Genomic DNA, 19,412 nt, shown 5'->3' with positions numbered 1-19,412 from the left:
GTCTTCCTCACGCATCCGTTCCGCGGATCGCCAGGCGGACCAGCTCGCCGGCGTCCAGTCCGTCGATCCCGGCGTCCGGGCCCTGCTCAGGCTCTTCGTCGTCCCTCTTGTCCCCGGGGTCCTGCTCGGCCAGGCCGCGCAGCACGTCGACGAGGCCTGCCGAGCGCAGACGGTCCACGGGGATGGCGGCCAGCATCCGGCGCAGGTCCTCGTCCCCGGAGCCCCCGAGGCTCCCGGAGCCGCCGGACGTCGCGTCCGGAGCGGGCGCGGGTGAAGCGGGCTGTGCCGCTTCGGGGAAGTACTCCGTCGCCAGGTGCGCCGCCATCTCCTGCGGCGTCGGGCGGTCGAAGACCAGGGTGGCGGGCAGCCGCAGGCCGGTGGCCGCGATGAGCCGGTTGCGCAGTTCCACCGTGGTCAGGGAGTCGAACCCGACGCTCTTGAACGTGGCGTGGGCCGGAACACGATCCCGGGCGGTGTGCCCCAGCACCGCGGCGGCGTGCGTACGGACCACGTCGAGCAGAGCCCGTTCACGCTCGGGGCGGGACAGCGCCTCCAGCCGCCGGGCCGGCGCCGGACCCTCCTGCTCGGCTTCGTCCACCGCACGCCGTGCCGGCCCGCCGGCCGGATTCCCCAGCAGCGGTGACAGCGGCCCGCCGGAACGCAGGGCCCGCCTGTCGGGTTTCATGGCCACCAGGAACGGGTCGTCGCAGGCGAGCGCGGCGTCGAACAGGGCCAGGCCCTCCTCGGCGGACATCGCGGCGACACCACTGCGCGCGAGCCGCGCCACGTCGTTGTCGCCGAGCCCGCCGGACATGCCGCTGTCCCCGGCCCACAGGCCCCAGCCCAGCGACAGGGCGGGAGCGCCGCCCGCCGTGCGGTGGTGGGCCAGGGCGTCGAGGAAGACGTTCGCCGCGGCGTAGTTGGCCTGCCCTCCGCCGCCGAGCGTCCCGACGACGGAGGAGTACAGCACGAACAGCGACAGGTCCAGGTCGCGGGTCAGCTCGTGCAGGTGCCAGGCGGCGTCGGCCTTGGGCGCCAGGACGGCGTCGAAGTCCTCCGGTGTCAGCGCCGTCACCACCCCGTCGGCCAGCACACCGGCCGCGTGGATCACCCCGGTCAGCGGGTGCTCGGGCGGCACCGACGCGATCAGCGCGGCCAGCGACCGCCTGTCGGAGACGTCACAGGCGGCCACCGTCACCTGCGCCCCCAGCCGGGACAGTTCGGCCTCCAGGTCGGCCACCCCCTCCGAGGCCCTGCCCTTGCGGCCGGTGAGCAGCAGGTGGCGCACCCCGTGAGCGGAGACGAGCCGTCGCGCCGCGCCGCGGCCCAGCGCCCCGAGACCGCCGGTGACCAGCACGGTTCCGCCCGGGTCGGGGCGACGGGGGATCGTCAGCACGACCTTGCCCACGTGCCGGGCCTGGGCCAGCTCCTGGAACGCCGTCCTCGCCCGGCGGACGTCCCGGACGGTCAGCGGCAGGTGCCGCAGGGCTCCGGAGCAGAACAGGCCGAGGACACGGGTCAGCAGGTCCTGGATGTGGTCGGGGCTCAGCTCGGTGAGGTCGTACGCCTGATAGCTGGTGCCCGGCCAGGTGGCGGCCGTGTCCGCGGGGTCGCGCAGATCGGCCTTGCCCATCTCCAGGAAGCGTCCGCCCGGACGCAGGAGGCCGGCGGAGGAGTCGACGAATTCCCCGGTGAGGGAGTTCAGCACGACGTCCACCGGGCCGAAGCGCCGGGCGAAGTCGAGCGTCCGGGACGAGGCGATGTGCGCGTCGTCGAGCCCCCACGCGCGCAGCACGCCGTGCTTGCCGTCGCTCGCCGTGCCGAAGACCTCGGCGCCCAGATGCCGGGCCAGTTGCACGGCGGCGAGCCCGACGCCCCCGGCGGCGGCGTGCACCAGCACGGATTCGCCCTCGCGGAGCCCGGCCAGCTCCACCAGCCCGTGGTACGCGGTCAGGAAGACCACGGGTACCGCCGCCGCCTCGGCGAAGGACCAGCCCTCGGGCATGGGAGCGACCAGCCGGCGATCGGTGACGGCGACCGGACCCAGAGCGTGGGGGACGAGGCCCAGCACCCGGTCGCCGGGAGCCAGGTCGGTGACGTCGGGAGCGACCTCCAGCACCACCCCGGCCCCCTCCAGACCGGGTTTCTGCTCACCGGTCACGTCCAGGGCGTGCAGCACGTCCTTGAAGTTGAGGCCGCCCGCCCGCATCGAGATGCGGACCTGGCCGGGCCCCAGCGGCTCCAGCGCCTCGGGGGCGGGGCCGAGTTCGAGGTTGTCGAAGGTGCCGCGCACCGGGATGTCCAGCCGCCAGGCGGGAGTGGGCGGGACGGCCAGGCCGTCGCCCCCGGCCGGTGTCAGCCGGGGCAGCAGCACGTCGCCCGCCCGGACCGCGACCTGCGTCTCACCGGCGCCGACCGCCGCCGGCAACGCCCGCGCGGAGGCGTCGTCGTCGAGGTCGACGAGCGCGAACCGCCCGGGATGCTCCTCCAGGGCCGACCTCACCAGCCCCCACACGGGAGCCGACGCCAGATCGGGCACGACACCGCCCGCCGCGACCGCGCCCCGGGTCACCAGCACCAGCCGGCGCCCCTCGAACCGGTCGTCGGCCAGCCATCGGCGGACCGTCTCGTGGACGGCGGCCACGGTCGCCCGTGCCGCGGCTGCCCCGTCCGCCGTCGCGGCCGAAGGACGCACCGGTACCGCGACGACCTGCGGGGCCGCGCCCGCGTCCACCGAGAGCGCCAGCGCGTCGAGATCGTCGTAGGCGGCCACGGTGACACCGGAAGCGGACAGGGCGGCGGTGAACTCCTCGACCGCCGCGGGCGCCGCGGCCCCGCGGACCACTCCCCACGAAGCCCCGGACGCGGGGGCCGTGTGCGGCGCCGGCACCCAGTCGAGCCTGAGCAGCCGGTCGCGGGGGACGGCGGTGGAACCGGGCGTGGCCAGCCGGCCGGGGTCGACGGGACGCAGGGTCAGGGACTCCACCTCGACGACGGGCGCACCGGCGGGGTCGGTCAGCAGCAGCCGCACGGTGGCGGCACCGGTCCGGGTGATCCGGGCGCGCAGCTCCGTGGCACCGGTGGCATGCAGGGTGACACCGGACCAGGCGAACGGGAGAAGGAGGCCGGCATCGGGCGCGGACGCCAGGACGAGCGGGTGCAGGACGGCGTCGAGCAGCGCGGGGTGCACGGCGAATCCCGTGGCCGAGTCCCGCAGTTCCTCGGGCAGCCGGACCACGGCCTCGACGTCCTCGCCCTCGTGCGGCGCCGACACCAGGTTCCGGAAGGCGGGACCGTAGGCGTAACCGAGGTCGCCGAGCCGCTCGTACACGTCCTGGGGCGGCTCGGGGTCGGCGCCGGCGGTCGCCGGGGAGCCCTGCCGGGCCGGGGCGTGCGGCGGCTGGGGGCCGAGTGTGCCCGAGGCGTGCCGGGTCCAGGGGCGGGCCGGCGGACCGGCCGGTGGCGCGGCGTCGGGCGCGGCGTGCACCGCGAAGGCGCGGCGCCCCGAGGCGTCGGGCGTGCCGACGCTCACCTGGAGGCGCACGGCCCCCTGCGACGGCAGGTGCAGGGGCGCCTCCAGCGTCAGCTCGTCCACGTACGGCGCCTTGAGCCGGCTGCCCGCGGCGAGGGCCAGTTCGAGGAACGCGGTGGCGGGCAGCAGGGTGGCTCCGGCGACGACGTGGTCGGCCAGCCAGGGGTGCCCGCTCACGGAGACCTGGCCGGCGAACACGGCGTCCCCGCTTTCGGCCAGGTCCACCACCGTGGTGAGCAGGGGGTGGTCGGCCGGGTCCAGGCCGAGCCCGCGCACGTCGGCGGCGGGCTGGGGGGCCAGCCAGAAGCGCTCGCGCCGGAAGGCGTACGTGGGCAGGTCCACGAGCGTTCCGCCCGGGAAGAGGCTCGCGCCGTCCACAGCCGCCCCGGCGGTGTGGGCGCGGGCCAGGCCCTCCACCACGGCGGCGGTCTCGGACCGGTCGCGGTGCAGGAGGGCGATGGCGGTGGGCTCGTCGAGGGTCTGCCGGGCGAGGAGGGTGAGGACCGCGTCGGGGCCGATCTCGACGTAGGTGGTGACGCCTTCGTCGTGCAGGGTGTGGAGGGTGTCGGCGAAGCGGACGGTGGCCCGGATCTGCCGGGTCCAGTGGTCGGGGTCGGTGAGGTGGCCGGCGGTGGCGGAGACGACGGGGATCAGGGGAGGGTGGTAGGTGAGCTGGGAGGCGGTGTCCCGGAACTCGTCGAGGACGGGGTCCATGTGGTGGGAGTGGAAAGCGTGGGAGACGTTGAGCCGGGTGGTCTTGCGTCCGCGGGCCTCCCAGACGGCGGCGGCCTTCTCGACGGCGGGAGTGTCTCCGGAGATCACCACGGAGTGCGGGCTGTTGACGGCGGCGAGGCAGACGGCGTGTTCGTGCCCGGCGAGGCTTTCGAGGGTCTCGTCCTCGGTGGCCTGGACGGCGAACATGGCGCCCCCGGCGGGGGCCGACTGCATGAGCCGGGCGCGGGTGGCGACGAGGGTGGCGGCGTCGGGGAGGGTGAGGACGCCCGAGACGTGGGCGGCGGTGACTTCGCCGAGGGAGTGACCGGCGAGCACGTCGGGGGTCAGGCCGTGCTGGGCCAGGAGACGGCAGAGAGCTGTTCCGAGGGCGAAGAGGGCGGGCTGGGTGTAGCGGGTCTCGTCCAGCAGCGCGGCGTCCGAGGTGCCGGGCCGGCTGAACATCACGTCGCGCAGGGGGCGTTCCAGCAGGCCGTCGAAGGCCGCGCACACCTCGTCCAGAGCCTGCGCGAACACCGGGAACGCCGCGTACAGCTCCCGGCCCGTTCCGGGGCGTTGCGCGCCCTGGCCGGTGAACAGGAACGCCGTACGGCCGTGGCGTGCCGCGCTCCCGGTGACCACGTGCGGATGGTCCGCCGCGCGCCCCTCGGCGAGGGCCTCCAGGGCCGCGAGGCGCTCCGCGATGCCGTCGCCGAGGATCGCGGCACGCTCGTCGAAGGCGGTACGGGCGGTGGCGAGCGAGAAGCCGACGCGGGCCTCGTCGGCGTCCGGCGCGAGGTGGCTGCGCAGCCGTGCGGCCTGGGCGCGCAGCGCGTCGCTGTCGGGGGCCGACACGAGCCACGGCATCGGGACGGCCGAAGGGGCGGTGACGGCCGTGTGGTCCTGGGCGGCGTCGGTCGCCGGGTCGAACTCCAGCACCACGTGCGCGTTGGTGCCGCTGATGCCGAACGAGGACACCGCGGCGCGGCGCGGCCGTCCTGTGGCGGGCCACTGCCTGCTCCGGGTGAGGAGTTCGACGGCGCCGGCCGACCACTCGACCCGGGGCGTGGGCCGGTCTACATGGAGGGTCCTGGGCAGGACGCCGTGCCGCATGGCCTGCACCATCTTGATCACGCCGCCCACGCCCGCCGCCGCCTGCGCGTGGCCGATGTTGGACTTCAGCGAGCCGAGGTACACCGGCTCACGGCGGTCACGGCGGTCGCCGTACGTGGCGATGAGGGCCTCCGCCTCGACGGGGTCGCCGAGCGCGGTCCCCGTGCCGTGGGCCTCCACCGCGTCGACGTCCGCGGCGGACAGCCGGGAGTCGGCGAGCGCCTGGCGGACGACCCGCTGCTGGGCGAGGCCGCTCGGGGCGGTGAGGCCGTTGCTGGCGCCGTCCTGGTTGACGGCGCTGCCCCGGATCACGGCCAGCACCCGGTGACCCGCCGCGCGCGCCGTGGACAGCCGCTCCACCACGAGCATGCCGACGCCCTCGCCCCAGGCGGTGCCGTCGGCCGCCGCCGCGAAGGACTTGCAGCGTCCGTCCCGGGCGAGCCCGCGCTGGCGGGAGAACTCCAGGAACATGCCGGGTGAGGCCATGACGGCGGCGCCGCCGGCCAGGGCCAGGTCCGCCTCGCCGGACCTGAGGGACCGGATCGCCAGGTGCAGCGCGACCAGGGACGAGGAGCAGGCGGTGTCGACGGTCACCGCGGGCCCGGTCAGTCCGAGCTGGTAGGCGATGCGGCCCGACATCACGCTCGGCGCGGAACCGGTGAGCACATGGCCCTGCACGCTCGGCGGCGCGTCCTGCATACGGGGCCCGTACTCCAGCGCCGTGGCGCCCACGAAGACACCGGTGCGGGTGCCGCGCAGCGTCTCGGGCAGGATCCCGGCCCTCTCGACGGCCTCCCAGGAGGTCTCCAGGAGCAGCCTCTGCTGCGGGTCCATGCCGAGGCTGACGTGCGGGGAGATGCCGAAGAAGGCGGCGTCGAAGTCCCCGGCCCCGTCCAGGAAGCCGCCGTGCCGCACCGAGCTGTGGCCCCGCCGGTCGGGATCGGGGTCGTACAGGTCCTCGGCCCACCCCCGGTCGGCGGGGAAGACGGAGACGGCGTCGACCTCCTCGGACACCAGGCGCCACAGGTCCTCCGGTGAGGCGACCCCGCCGGGGTAGCGGCAGGCCATGCCGACGATCGCGATCGGCTCGTCGCCGTCGCCGATGTGGACGTCCTCGGTGTCCCTGGGGGCACCGCCGAGCAGTTCGGCGCCGATGAACTCGGCGAGCGCGCGGGGGGTCGGGTGGTCGAAGAGCAGCCCCGTGGGCAGGCGCAGCCCTGTGGCGTCGGCCAGTGAGGCGCGCAGTTCGGTCGTCATCAGCGAGCTGAGACCCAGCTCCCGGAAGGGCACGTCCCGGTCGATCCGGTCGTCGCCGTCGTACTGGAGGACCGCCGCGATGTGCGCGTCGACCAGTTCGGTGACGGTACGGTCGCGGGTGGCCGGGGAGAGCGTGGCCAGGTGTGCGGCCGGGTCACTGCGGGGGGCGGTGTCCGGGAGGCCGTCGACCTCGGACACCTCGATCTTCTCGGTCTTTTCGGGCTTCTCGGGTGTGAGAGCCGTGGGTGTCCTGGGTGTGCCGTCCAGCCAGTGGCGCCGGCGCTGGAAGGCGTAGGTGGGCAGGTCGACGCGGCGGGCGCCGGTACCCCGGTAGGGCACGTCCCAGTTCACGGCGGCGCCGCGTACGAACGCCGTGGCCAGCGCGGTGAACAGGGTCTCGGTCTCGGGCCGGTCGCGGCGCAGCGCGGGTACGGCCGCCACCGTGCCGGGGTCGTCGACCGTGTCGCGGACCAGCGCGGACAGCACGCCGTCGGGCCCGACCTCCAGGAACGTGGTGACGCCCGCGGCGCGCAGGGTGCGCACACCGTCGGCGAAGCGCACAGCCCGGCGGACGTGGGCGGCCCAGTAGTCGGCGCGGACCACCTCCCGCGGGTCGGCGAGAACGCCGGTGACGTGGGAGATCAGCGGGATCGCGGGAGCGTGGTAGGTCAGCCGGGCCGCGGCACGGCGGAACTCGTCGACGATCGGGTCCATGTGCGGCGAGTGGAGGGCATGACTGACCCTCAGCCTCTTCGTCTCGCGTCCCCTTCGGCGCAGGATCTCCGCGACCTCGGCGACGGCGTCCGGATCGCCGGAGACGACGGTCGAGTGCGGGGTGTTCACCGCGGCGACCGCGACCCGGTCCTCGCGGCCCGCGAGCAGCTCCTCGACCTCTTGCTCCGTCGCCCGCACCGACACCATCGCGCCGCCGGCCCGCGCCGACTGCATCAGCCGGGCCCGGGTCGCCACGAGCGCCGCCGCGTCCGTGAGGTTCAGTACGCCCGCCACGTGGGCGGCGGTGAGTTCACCGAAGGAGTGCCCGGCCACGTGGTCGGGCCGCAGCCCGAAGGACTCCAGCAGCCGGTGGAGGGCGACCTCGACGGCGAACAGGGCGGGCTGGGCGTTGACCGTCTCGTCCAGGCCCCGGCCGGTGCGGATCGTGTCGGCCACCGGGTGCGGCAGCAGGGGGTCCAGTGCGGCGGCGACCTCGTCGAACGCCTCCGCGTACACGGGAAACCGCGTGTACAACTCGCTTCCCATGCCCGCTCGTTGGGCACCCTGCCCGGTGAACAGGAACGCGGTGCGCCCGAGCCCCGCCGTCCCCGTCACCACCCCGGGGCCGCCGCGTCCGGCGGCGAGCGTGTCGACCCCGTCGAGCAGGCCCCGCGCGTCGGGGGCGAGGACGACCGCCCGGTGCCGGAACACGGTCCGGGTCTCGGCCAGGGAGCGGCCCACGTCGAGCGCCGAGAGGCCGTGCGCGGTGGCGTGCGCGTGCAGACGCCCCGCCTGGGCGCGCAGGGCGGCCGGGCCGGTGGCCGAGACCACCCACGGCAGCACGGCCGCGGGGGTGGTGGGGCTTTGTGCGGGTGCGGTCGTCGCCGGTGCCTCCGCGAGGACGACATGGCAGGTGGTGCCGCCCATGCCGAAGGAGCTGACGCCGGCCACCAGCGGGCGCTGTGGCGCCGGCCACCCGGTGAGGGCGGTGTGCACGGCGAGCCCCAGCTCCCGCAGCGCGATGGCCGGGTTCGGCGTGGCGAAGTTCAGGCTCGGCGGCAACTGCCGGTGCCGGATGCTCAGCACCGTCTTGATCAGTCCCGCGATGCCGGCCGCGCCTTCCAGGTGCCCGATGTTGGTCTTGACCGACCCGACACGCAGCGCCCCGTCCACGGACCGGCCCGTCCCGAGGATCGCGCCCAGGGCGGTGGCCTCGACGGGGTCGCCCACGGGCGTACCGGTGCCGTGCAGTTCGACGTACTGCACCTCGTCGGCGCGCACACCGGCCCGCTCGTAGGCGCGCAGCAGGACGTCCTGCTGCGCCTGGGCGTCGGGGACGGTCAGACCGTCGGCTGAGGCACCGCTGCCCACGGCGCTGCCCCGGATCACCGCGAGCACCCGGTCACCGTCGGCGAGCGCCTGCCGCAGCGGCTTGAGGACGACGACGCCCGCGCCCTCGCCCGGCACGAACCCGTTGGCACGCGCGTCGAAGGTGTGGACGACACCGTCGGGGGACAGCGCGCCGAACCTCTCCTGGAGCACGCTGTGCTCGGCGAGCAGGTGGAGGTCGACGCCCGCGGCGAGCGCGGCCGTGGACTCACCGGCGCGCAGGCTCTCACACGCCAGGTGCACGGCCACCAGCGACGAGGACTGAGCGGTGTCCACCGTCAGGCTCGGCCCGCGCAGGCCCAGGTGGTAGGAGACCCGGTTGGCGATGACACCGCGGTTCACGCCGGTCATCGAGTGCTGGGTGATCGCCGTGGCGCCGTGCTGGAGGAGCAGGCCGGCGTAGTCGTCGCGCTGGGCGCCCACGAAGACCGCGGTACGGCTGCCGCGCAGGGATCCGGGGACGACGCCCGCGTCCTCCAGCGCCTCCCACGCCAGTTCCAGCACGAGCCGCTGCTGCGGGTCCATGGCGCGCGCCTCACGGGGCGAGATACCGAAGAAGGCGGCGTCGAACTCGTCCACCGCGTCGAGGAACCCACCACGGACGGCCGCCCCCGCACCGTGTTCCGGGGCGAACCGTCCGGCCGGAGCCGCGGAGACCGAGGCACGGCCCTCACTGAGCAACCGCCAGAACTGTTCCGGCCCCGGCGCGCCCGGCAACCTGCACGCCAGGCCGACGACAGCGACGGGCTCATCCTGCGTGTTCCGAGTCATGGTGCACATCCAGATGTCTACGGGCGATGGCGGTGCCGAGAGGCGTGCGGGTCGTAGCTCGGTGGCTTCCGTCCCGCGTGCGAGCGAAAGAGGCTGGGCACAGCCGAAATCTTTCTGGAGAATTCCGAAGGCAGTGGTCTTTGCCGTTCCGGGCGGCAGAGGACATGTCCTGAACCTTCGGTCCGCGTCCTCCTCTTGCAAAGCGAAGCAACTTTTCGAGGAATTCAACCGCGCTCTCCTGATCCTCCACTGACGGCGGGCTGACGCTCTTTACCGGAGAATTCCGATTTACGACGGCCGACACGAAGACAGGGCTTCGGCGTCGTCGAGCGGCGTCCGTTCGGTGATCACGTGAGTCCGGGGAGTGCGGCCGGTCGGCGTGGATCGCGGGCGTTGCGGCGGGTGGCCGTGGCGCGCGGTGCGTTGGTGTCTGGGCGGGCGGGTGTGGTCCGTTCGGCGGCCAGGCCGGTGACGGCGCGGACGGTCGTGATGGCGGTGTGCCGGGCTCTCCCCGGCTCGGACCACTACGACCACGGCCTTCGGCCGGCGACGGGCCTTCCCTTGTCCGGACCGGCGGTCCGGCCCTCGGGGCGACCGGGGACAGTCCGCACGTTCACCACGCTCCGCCCCGACGACCTCGCCACGCCTGCGCCGCGCTTCTTCGGCTCCACCAGATGTGAGCCGGTTCTACGCTTACGGGGCGTCAATCACTGGTTCGCTCTCGTTGTTCCTTCTGGCCTTGCTCGCCGAACCCGGGCCGGCTGGGCTTCCCCCGAAATGCGGAGGTTGGTGACAGAGGGGCAGATGGCTCTCGTGAGCGATATTCCAGGAGCGTAAGCGCCACATCGTAGCCAGTTCCGCGTAATGCGGGCAGGCGGTTGCTTCGTCGTATTGATCCGAAACGGTAGGTGTTCTGGGGCGCGCAACGCCATGGCACCCTGTCAGCGCCGTCGGCACCAGCCTGTACCGCTTCGGCGACGCCGACCTGGTCGACCAGGCCGTGGACACTTGGAACATCGCCGATGCGCGCCGCCAACTCCAGCAGGCACCGGCCCGACCGGCCGCGCCGGACACCTCGGCTGGACCGCCCGAGCCGGGCGGCGGCTGGATCAAGTCCGTTACATTTCGCCTGTGTCAGGATGCCCGCGAAGCGCTTCGGAGTCCCTTCCCCACGACGGGCGGGCCACGCCGTGACGAGGGGTGCGATACCCGAGGGCGAGGGTCCGGTGAACCGTCCGCCGGGCTTTTTCGAGCAGCCGGTCCGGTCCGGGCTCGGGCTTCTGGTCGTGTGCGCGGGCCCCCTGATCCTGCTGGCCGCGATCAGCGGGCACGCCCCCGGCGACGACAGACCGGGCGTCGTCGTGACCGGCCTCGTCTGGACCCCTCTCACCGTGGCCGTCCTGGTCCTGGCCGTCGTCGGCACCGTGCGCGACCAGCGCGTGTGGCGCGACCTGGACACGGCCGGCGTGCGCGTCATGGGCGAGGTCACGTCCGCACAGCACGTGTGGTGCGGCGAGGACGACCGCCGCACCAGGGTCCGCATGCTGGTCACCGTGCCGGGCCGGCCACCGTTCACCACGAGCCACCTCGTCGCCGGGGAGGAGATCATCGACGTCGGGACAAGCATCCCGGTCGACGTGCACCCGACGCGCGACCTCTTCCGCCTGGCCGCCGAACCGTCCACGGGCAGGGCCTCCCGGTAGCTTCCGCGCGGCTCGGACGCGTCCGCGCGCTCACCTCACCACCTGGCCGTGGTGACGGGTGAGGGTCATCCCCGTTGTTCCTCGCCGGGGTCGGTCCCGGGCGGCAGCACTCCGGCCAGCGACTCCAGCGACGGACGCCGCCCGCGCTCCACGTGCACGAAGGCCAGGGACGCGGCCAGTTCGGTGTCGCCGGCGCAGATCGCCTCGTACAGCTCGCGGTGTTCGGTGCACAGGATGCCCGGGTCGCGGTCGGAGGTGAGCCGGAACAGCCAGCGCACCCGGGCGCTGATGGGCGACATCATCGAGTTGAGCAGGCGGCTGCCCGACAGGCGCACGATCGCTTCGTGGAAGGCGGCGTTGGCGGCGGCGATCTCGGCCTGCCGCCCTTCGGCCGTGGCGAGTTCGGCGCGGGCGAAGGCGGGTGAGAGCAGCGCGCTGGAGCGCTCGGCGGCCTGCCCGCTGGCGAGCCGCGCGGCGAGCACTTCGAGGCTCGTGCGCACGCTGAACAGCTCGTCGATGTCGCGCAGGGTCAGCTGGGTGACCATCGATCCGCGCCGGGGCAGCGTGGTGATCAGCCCTTCCGCTTCGAGCTGGGGCAGGGCCTCGCGGATCGGGATCCGGGAGACGTCGAGGCGCTCGGACAGCTCGCGCTCCAACAGCCGCGTGCCGGGCGGCAGATCACCTTCGATGATGCCGTCCCGCAGGTACTCGTAGACCTTGTGGACCAGCGAACGACCGTCGGCGCCGGAGGAGTCCGTAAGTGACATGGCATACAAGATAGCCGAGGCTCCACTTGAGCCATCAAGCCCCTTGAGCGACATTCACGCCGCCAGCATCCACCAACCACCGCTTTCACCTGGTGTTTTGACAGGTCCGGAACCTGAAGCCCCCACCCCTTACATCGAGTTAACATCGCAGCCCTGCGGCCACCGGACCGCTGTTGGTATACCAATAGCACTCACTGGTTGACGGAGGCCCTCATGGATCGCACCGAACCGAGTCACCTGGACAACACGACCCCGACCGCGGCACCGACCGCCGCACCGGCATCCCCGACAGGTGCCGCATGAGCGCCCCGCAGCTCTCCGCGCCGACGGCGGCGCGCCCGGCCGCAGGCAACACCCTCGCGCGGGCCCTGGACGAGGCCGGCTTCACCCGGGCCCAGTTCTGGGTGTTCATGATCATTCTGGCCGGGATGTTCTTCGACACCCTGGAGCAGAACTCCGTGGGGGCGATGGGCAGCCTCATCAAGTCGTCCCTGCACATCGGCAACGACGAGCTGACGGCGATCAACAGCTTCACCGTGATCGGCGGGCTGATCGGCCGCTTCGCGGGCGGCTGGATCGCCGACCGCTACGGCCGCCGCACCTCGCTCAGCGTCAATCTCCTCGTCTACACCCTGGGCGGCCTGCTCAGCGCCGTCGCGATGAACTACCCGACCCTGCTGGCGAGTCGGCTGGTCGTGGGGATCGGCCTGGGCAGCGAGTTCACCATCGGCATCGCGATGCTGTGCGAGATGGTCGCCACCCGCCACCGCGGCACGCTCGTCGCCATCCTCAACGTCGGCTCCGGCGGCGTAGGCAACTTCCTCTCCTACGGCCTCTTCCTGCTGCTCCTGGGCCCGCTCGCCCCCGCGCTCGGCGGCGACCACCTGGTGTGGCGCTGGACGTTCGTGCTCCTCGCCCTGCCCGCCCTGATCGTGGTGGTATACCGAAGGCGCCTGCCGGAGACCCCCCGCTTCCTCCTCTCCCAGGGCCGCGTCGACGACGCCAACCGCTCCCTGGCCCGGCTGACCGGCGACCGGCTCGACCCGAAACACCTACCGGCGTCCGTCCCGCCCGTGCTGACCGAGGCGGACATCCCCGCCCGGCAGGTGAAGGCGTCACCGGCCGCGGTCTTCGGCCCTTCTGTCCTGTCCCGTACGGTCACCATCGGCGCCGCGTCCTGGATGGCGTTCGGCGCCCAGGTCACCCTCAACTTCCTGATGCCGACGCTGCTGACCGAGCGCGGCTACACCCTGTCCGACAGCCTGCTCTACACGATGATCATGAATGTCGGCTCGCTGCTCGGGGCCTGCGCCTCGGCCCTGCTCGCGGGGCACTACGGCAGGCGGTCGGTCATCGGCGCGGCCGGCAGCCTGGGCTGCCTCACCGCCGTCGCCTTCGCGGTGTTCGCCCACCAGACCGCGGCGATCCTCCTCCTGGGCGCGCTCTTCCAGTTCTTCACCATGCTCACCAACACCACCCTCGCCGTGTGGTCCCCGGAGCTGTACCCGACGCCGATCCGGGCCAGCGGCACCTCCATCGTCAACGGCATCGGCAACATCGCCGGAGCCGTCATGCCCTTCGCCGCGGTCGCGCTGTGGGACCGGTTCTCCTTCGCCGGTGTCTTCGGGATGGTCGCGGTGATGTACGCGGCGCTCGTCATCGCCTCCCGGTTCGCCCCCGAGACCCGCAGCCGCACGCTCGAAGAGGTCAACGAGACGACGGCCCCCACACCGACCCACGCCTGACCGGCGGCACCCGCACCGCCGTACCCCTTCATCCCCTGGAGAGGACCGACACCATGGACAAGCTCAGCATCTCCGCCACCGCCAACGGCCTGAACTACCTCCCCGAATACCTCGCCGACCAGGAAGGCCTCTTCCACGACGCGGGACTCGATGTCACCGCCGTCGCCCGCGACCCCTGGACCGGCGTCCTCGACGACCTCGAATCCGGCCGCGCCGACATCGCGCTCGGCGGCCTGTGGGTACCGGCCATGTACGCAGGCAGCGAGCGGGAGTTGAGCGTCGTGTGCCAGCTCAACCACCAGTTCCCGACGGCCATCGCGGTACGGGACGGCGGCTCCGACGATTTCTCCCTGGAGGACCTGCTCGGCAAGGTCGTCCTGGCCCCCGGCGCAGGCGGCAGCGCCCCCTACGAGTTCACCGCCGGACTGCTGCGCGAGGCGGGCGTGGACCCGGCCGGCATCCGCTTCGTCCGCGACCTTTCCACGGCGATGCTCGTGGAGCTGTTCACGGCCGGACTCGGCGACGCCATCATCGCCGACCTGGTCACCGCCACCGAGCTGGAGGCGTCGGGCACCGCCCGGATCGTCTTCCGCCACCTGGACGACGGCGGCATCATGCCCAACAGCGTCTACTACTGCCGCACCGAGCGCGTGGCCGAACTCCGCGACCGCATCACCCGGTTCGTCTCCGGCATCGACACCGCGATGCGGCTGCTGCCGACCGTCGACCCGCACACCGTCGACGCCATCCTCAAGCGCCGCTGGCCCGAGAAGGACCAGGGCATCCTGCGCGAGGCACAACGCCAGATGGCCGAGAGCGCCGTATGGGACACCGTGGCCATCGACGAGAGCGCCAGCGACCGATGGATGCGCATCCTGGCGGAGGGCGGCCTGGTGCGCACCGCGCCTTCCTACGCCTCCCTCGCCGACGACAGCTTCATGGCGGACTACCGATGACGCTGCTGCTCGGCTCCGCCGACCTCACCGGGCTGGTCAGCCGCGCCGAGGTCATCACCGCCGTACGCACCGCACTCATCGATCTCGCCGAAGGCCGGGCCGAACAACCCGCCCCCTCGGCCCTCCCCGGAACCGGCACCACCCAGTTCCTGCCGATGACCGCGACCTCCCACCGGCTGGGCCTCTCGGCGGTCAAGGTCATGTCCGACGCACCCGACAACCGCGCGGCCGGCCTGCCCACCCAGCGTTCCACGGTCCTGCTCCTGGACGCCCGCACGGGAGAATGCCTCGCCGTACTGGACGGCGAGGTCGGCACCCGGACGCGTACAGCGGCGGCCAGCGCGGTGGCCACCGACGCGCTCGCCCGCCCGGACGCCCGCGTGCTGGGCCTGGTCGGCGCGGGCCGCCTCGCGGTCGAGCACGTGCACGCCCTCCGGGAGGTCCGTGCCTTCGACACCGTGCACGTCTGGTCCCGTTCCGCCGCCACCCTGTGCGCCTTCCACGACGCGGTGGGCGACCTCGTCGACGTCGTGGAGGCACCCGATCCGCAGCGCGTGGTCGAGGCGGCGGACATCGTCTGCACCCTCACCCCGGCCCGGCTCCCCGTCGTCCACGGGGAGTGGTTCCGCCCGGGACTGCACGTCAACGCGGTCGGCGCGCCACCACGCCCCGACCACCGCGAGATCGACGCGGCGGGCATGGCCCGCGCGACCGTCGTCGTGGACAGCACCCCCACCCAACTCCTCAAGTCCGGAGAAGCCGTGCTCTCGATCGCCGAAGGCGCCACGACGGCCGAGACCTTCAGCCGCGAACTCGGCGCGGTCCTGGCCGGATCGACCCCGGGCCGGAGCGATTCGCAGGAGGTCACCCTGTTCAACTCGGTCGGCATCGCCCTCCAGGACCTCGCCTACGCGGCACTGGCCGTGGACCGCGCCCGCGCCACCGGAATCGGCATCGACACCCGCACGGCATACGGCACTTCGGGCCTACGCCTCACAGCGGGAGCGGCACGATGACCGTGATCGCCGTCGTCAACTGCAACACCAGCACCACCATGACCGACACCATCGCCGCCGGGGCCCGCGCCGTAGCCCTGCCCGGCACCCGCATCCTCCCCCTCACCCCACCTGGGGCGTGGCCTCCGCGGAGGGCTGGTTCGACAGCTTCCTCAGCGCCGCCGCCGTCCTGGACCTCCTCCAGAACCTGGACCAACCGGTCGACGGGGTGGTCATGGCGGGCTTCTGCGAACACGGCCGCGAAGGGGCACGCGAACTCCTCGACGTCCCCGTCGTCGACATCACGGAGGCCGCCGCCCTGTACTCCCTCGTCCTGGGCCGCCGCTTCGCCGTCGTCACCACACTCGCCCGGGCCCAGGGCCCCATCGAGGACAGCCTGCGCACCGCCGGACTCCTCGACCGCTGCGCCGGAGTCTTCGCCACCGGTCTGGGCGTACTCGACCTCGAACTCGACCCGGCCACCACCGAGGAGGCGTTCGTCGACGCGTCCCGCCAGGCCATGGCCGCCGGCGCCGAGGTCATCTGCCTCGGCTGCGCGGGCATGACCGGACTCGACACCCGCATGACCGACCGGCTCGGTATCCCCGTCGTCGACGGCGTCAGCTGCGCGGTCGCCCTCGTCGAATCCCTCGCCCACCGCCGCCTCACCACCAGCAAGAGCGGAACCTATGCGACACCCCTGCCCAAACTCCGCACTCTCCGATAGACACTCCGGGGAGTACGCCGACGAGACGGGCCTGAGGAGTGACCGCCCTGCCGGGGGTCAGCTCCACCGCTCCCTGGCGTGTGACGCGGCTACGCGGGGACCAGCGGGCGGGGCTCCGGCCGGACATGGCCGGTCGCCCTGTGGAGCCCCGCTGAAAACCGCACCCTGACCACCCCACCGTGCTCACCGGCCGGTCCGGACCCGTCAGCGCCTTCTTCTTCAACGGCTGACGGTCCGCCGGCAGGCCGGTTCCTCGGCCTTGGGCGAGAACGGCGCGGCGCAGGGCGCGAATACCTCGACCGCGTCGAAGGGGGCGTGAGGCGCCATCGACGAAACGCGTCCGGAGCCCGAACATGGTGCCGTGGAACACGACGGCCTCGACTGACCTGTCCGCTCTTCAACAGCACGGGAGGTCCCCACGTGGCACCACTGTGAGTGCGCGATACGCCTGACACGTCACCACTGCGCGGCACCGAGCGACGCACGGACTCGCCCCTCGACGAAGAGGAAAAGGCAATGGCACTGAAGTTCGGAACCTTCATGGCTCCCTTCCACTGCCCCCCGGGCCAGGACCCCACGACGGCCTACGAGCGTGACCTGGCCGTCATTCAGCACATGGACAAGCTCGGCTTCGACGAAGCCTGGATCGGCGAGCACCACTCGGCCGGCCACGAGCTGATCCCGGACCCGATGTCGTTCATCTCCTGGGTCGCGCCGCAGACCAGGCACATCAAACTCGGCACGGGCGTGCTCTCCCTGCCGTACCACAACCCGTTATGGGTCGCGGACCGCGCGCTCTTCCTCGACCGCCTGCTGCGCGGCCGGTTCATGCTCGGCCTCGGCCCCGGGGCGCTGCCGACCGACGCCACCATGATCGGCATCAGTCTTGAGGAGCAGCGCACGGCGTTCGAGGAGGACGTCGACGTGCTGATGGCGATCCTCCGAGGCGAGACCGTGACCGCGAAGACGAACCGCTACAACCTGGTCGACGCACACACCCAGTACGCGCCCTACAGCGACTTCGAGATCACCGTCGCCGCGATCGCCTCCCCCACCGGCCCGCGCATCGCGGCGAAGAACGGCATCCATCTGATGTCGATCGGCGCCACCGACCGGAGCGGCTTCGACGCGCTCGCCCTGCACTGGGACGTCATGGAGGAGCGCTCGCCGCTGTTCGGCCACACTCCCGACCGGACCAAGTGGCGCCTGTGCGGCCCGATGCACCTCGCCGAGACGAAGGAGCAGGCCGTCGAGGACGTCCGCCACGGCCTCGACGCCTGGTGCGACTACACCCAGGGCGTGCTGGCCGCTCCGCACTTCCGGGCCGCGGGCAGGACCTTCGAGGAACGCATCGACTGGCTCAACGAGAGCGGCCTCGGTGTCATCGGCACCGTGGACGACGCGATCGCCCAGATCGAGCGGCTGGAGCGGCAGTCGGGCGGCTTCGGCTCGTTCCTGCTCATCCACCACGAGTGGGCCCGGCACGACGCCACGCTCAAGAGCTACGAGCTCTTCGCCGACCACGTCAAGCCGCGGTTCCAGGGCAGCGCCGACCGTCTCCTGCGGTCCCGGGACCACGCGGTGTCGCGCTGGAACGAACTGGACCAGCGCCAGGCCGACGCCATCCAGGCGGCGACCGCACGCCACGCCCAGGAACGCGACCGCTCGCAACCCGCCTCCACCTGACCCGTCTCGCGGGAACCAGTTGCGGGGCTTCTCGGTGCACCGGGTCGAGGTCGCGACGGACGGGACCCGCCCCGCCCTGCCCGGCCCGGTGATCGGCGGCGCGGGGCTGGTCGTGTTCGCCACCGTCACCTCCGTCGGCATCAGCACCCTGCGCAGGTGGGCATGCTGCCGGTCGTGGCGCCGTCCTTCCAGCGCGACCGTGGCCGCGTTCCCGCTGAACCTGCTGTTCAACCAGACGCCGGGCCGGAAGAAGGCTGAGGTGGGTGCCTGGACGAAGGTGGGGGTGGAGTCGGGAGCGGTCCCGCCGGCTCACGAGGCCACGCCGGAGGCACGCAGATCAACGGGCGGAAGCGGCACATCGTGACCGACCGCCTCGGCCGCGTGCGCTCCCGCCGCCTGAGCGCCCACGTGCCTACGTGCCTCAGCCGTCGTACGAGAAGAAGCCGCGTCCGCTCTTCGCACCGAGGTGCCCCTGGTTCAGCAACGTGCGCAGGAGTTGGCGCGGGCCTTCCGGGATGCCGGGGCGTTCCTTGGCGTAGTGCTCCTCGACGTCCAGGACGACGTCCAGGCCCACCTGGTCCATCGCGAAGAACGGACCGAGGGGCGTGCGCAGGGTGTCGCGGAATATCTCGTCGACCTCCTCGGGAGTGGCCACACCCTCGGCGGCGACCATCAGGGATTCACGTTTGATGGCCGCCCAGATGCGGTTGAAGATGAATCCGGTGCTCTCTCCGCGCACTTCATAGGGCCTCAGTCCGAATTCCGGCAGGACGGCCATCAGCTGCTTTATCACGTCGGGGTCCGTGCTGCCGCTGGACATTACTTCCACGATGCGGCAGGAGGGGAGCTGGGTGAAGAAGTGGGTGTTGACCACCCGCTCCGGCCGGACGGTCACGGCGTCCGCGACGAGGCGCGTGGAGTAGGAGGAGGAGTTACTGGCGAGGACCGCCGACTCGGGGGCGGCCTGGCCCAGTGCGGCGAACAGGTCGCGTTTCAGGTCCAGCCGCTCGGGGATGGCCTCCACCACGAGCCAGGTGTCGCGGACCGCGTCGGCGAGGTCCTCCAGCGGGACCACCGTGCCCGGGGAGCCGCCCGGTACATCTGCCGCGATGTGCGGGAGCCGGTCCGTCACATAGCGGGCCGCGGCGGCGCGCTGCTCGGCGGACGTGTCGAGAATCCGCACCTCGCCGCCCCGGGCCGCGAGCATCAGGGCGATCCTGCGGCCCATCGTCCCCGCTCCCACGACGGCTGCCGGACGGTCCGGCACGGTGAATTCGGCGACCTCCGGGGAATTCTGCATCACGCCTCCACTTTCGAATTCAGGTAACCATCTGTGGGATTCAATC

10 protein-coding genes are annotated in these 19,412 nt (G+C 72.7%); 7 read left to right on the top strand and 3 right to left on the bottom strand.

Annotation, left to right across the window (positions count from 1 at the left end; all coding sequences use genetic code 11):
- Positions 1–7 precede the first annotated feature (7 nt).
- Complete coding sequence (locus ACQCO7_RS42915) at positions 8–9,487, bottom strand: type I polyketide synthase (protein ID WP_464076939.1); 9,480 nt, start codon at positions 9,485–9,487, stop codon at positions 8–10.
- 1,226 nt (positions 9,488–10,713) lie between these two features.
- On the opposite strand from ACQCO7_RS42915, the gene ACQCO7_RS42910 reads away from it, so the two are divergent.
- Positions 10,714–11,190 (top strand): hypothetical protein, encoded by a 477-nt coding sequence (locus ACQCO7_RS42910; protein WP_464076938.1) that lies wholly within the window; start codon positions 10,714–10,716, stop codon positions 11,188–11,190.
- Positions 11,191–11,255: 65 nt separating this feature from the next.
- On the opposite strand, the gene ACQCO7_RS42905 is transcribed toward ACQCO7_RS42910, so the two are convergent.
- On the bottom strand, positions 11,256–11,957 hold the full coding sequence (locus tag ACQCO7_RS42905; protein ID WP_464076937.1) for a GntR family transcriptional regulator: 702 nt from the start codon (positions 11,955–11,957) through the stop codon (positions 11,256–11,258).
- 299 nt (positions 11,958–12,256) lie between these two features.
- Here ACQCO7_RS42905 and ACQCO7_RS42900 point away from each other — a divergent pair, with 299 nt between their 5' ends.
- The 6 genes from ACQCO7_RS42900 (at position 12,257) to ACQCO7_RS42875 (ending at position 18,430) form a co-directional block, all read left to right on the top strand.
- Complete coding sequence (locus tag ACQCO7_RS42900; protein ID WP_464076936.1) at positions 12,257–13,702, top strand: MFS transporter; 1,446 nt, start codon at positions 12,257–12,259, stop codon at positions 13,700–13,702.
- Positions 13,703–13,755: 53 nt separating this feature from the next.
- Entirely contained in the window at positions 13,756–14,658 is a 903-nt protein-coding gene (locus ACQCO7_RS42895) for an ABC transporter substrate-binding protein (protein ID WP_464076935.1), read from the top strand.
- Positions 14,655–15,674, top strand: coding sequence for an ornithine cyclodeaminase family protein (locus ACQCO7_RS42890; protein ID WP_464076934.1), 1,020 nt, complete (start codon positions 14,655–14,657; stop codon positions 15,672–15,674). The genes ACQCO7_RS42895 and ACQCO7_RS42890 overlap by 4 nt, the downstream gene beginning before the upstream one ends.
- Positions 15,675–15,792: 118 nt before the next feature.
- Positions 15,793–16,380 carry an aspartate/glutamate racemase family protein gene (locus ACQCO7_RS42885; RefSeq protein WP_464076933.1) on the top strand — a complete coding sequence of 196 codons (588 nt, stop codon included), beginning with the start codon at positions 15,793–15,795 and terminating at the stop codon, positions 16,378–16,380.
- A 516-nt stretch (positions 16,381–16,896) separates the two neighbouring features.
- Complete coding sequence (locus ACQCO7_RS42880; protein WP_464076932.1) at positions 16,897–18,066, top strand: LLM class flavin-dependent oxidoreductase; 1,170 nt, start codon at positions 16,897–16,899, stop codon at positions 18,064–18,066.
- A 34-nt stretch (positions 18,067–18,100) separates the two neighbouring features.
- Complete coding sequence (locus tag ACQCO7_RS42875; RefSeq protein ID WP_464076931.1) at positions 18,101–18,430, top strand: hypothetical protein; 330 nt, start codon at positions 18,101–18,103, stop codon at positions 18,428–18,430.
- 57 nt (positions 18,431–18,487) lie between these two features.
- Here ACQCO7_RS42875 and ACQCO7_RS42870 read toward each other — a convergent pair whose 3' ends face one another.
- Complete coding sequence (locus ACQCO7_RS42870; RefSeq protein ID WP_464076930.1) at positions 18,488–19,366, bottom strand: 3-hydroxyacyl-CoA dehydrogenase family protein; 879 nt, start codon at positions 19,364–19,366, stop codon at positions 18,488–18,490.
- Positions 19,367–19,412 lie beyond the last annotated feature (46 nt).

It is taken from the genome of Streptomyces saintjeani, assembly GCF_055409605.1.
The sequence above is the reverse complement of the archived record's forward strand: the minus strand, read 5'-3'. Positions and strand labels throughout refer to the sequence as shown.

Excerpts from the sequence above, each read along its gene's own strand:
- ACQCO7_RS42915 (WP_464076939.1), bottom strand. The coding sequence starts at position 9,487 with ATGACTCGGAACACGCAGGATGAGCCCGTCGCTGTCGTCGGCCTGGCG.
- ACQCO7_RS42905 (WP_464076937.1), bottom strand. The coding sequence starts at position 11,957 with ATGTCACTTACGGACTCCTCCGGCGCCGACGGTCGTTCGCTGGTCCAC.
- ACQCO7_RS42900 (WP_464076936.1), top strand. The coding sequence starts at position 12,257 with ATGAGCGCCCCGCAGCTCTCCGCGCCGACGGCGGCGCGCCCGGCCGCA.
- ACQCO7_RS42895 (WP_464076935.1), top strand. The coding sequence starts at position 13,756 with ATGGACAAGCTCAGCATCTCCGCCACCGCCAACGGCCTGAACTACCTC.
- ACQCO7_RS42890 (WP_464076934.1), top strand. The coding sequence starts at position 14,655 with ATGACGCTGCTGCTCGGCTCCGCCGACCTCACCGGGCTGGTCAGCCGC.
- ACQCO7_RS42880 (WP_464076932.1), top strand. The coding sequence starts at position 16,897 with ATGGCACTGAAGTTCGGAACCTTCATGGCTCCCTTCCACTGCCCCCCG.
- ACQCO7_RS42870 (WP_464076930.1), bottom strand. The coding sequence starts at position 19,366 with ATGCAGAATTCCCCGGAGGTCGCCGAATTCACCGTGCCGGACCGTCCG.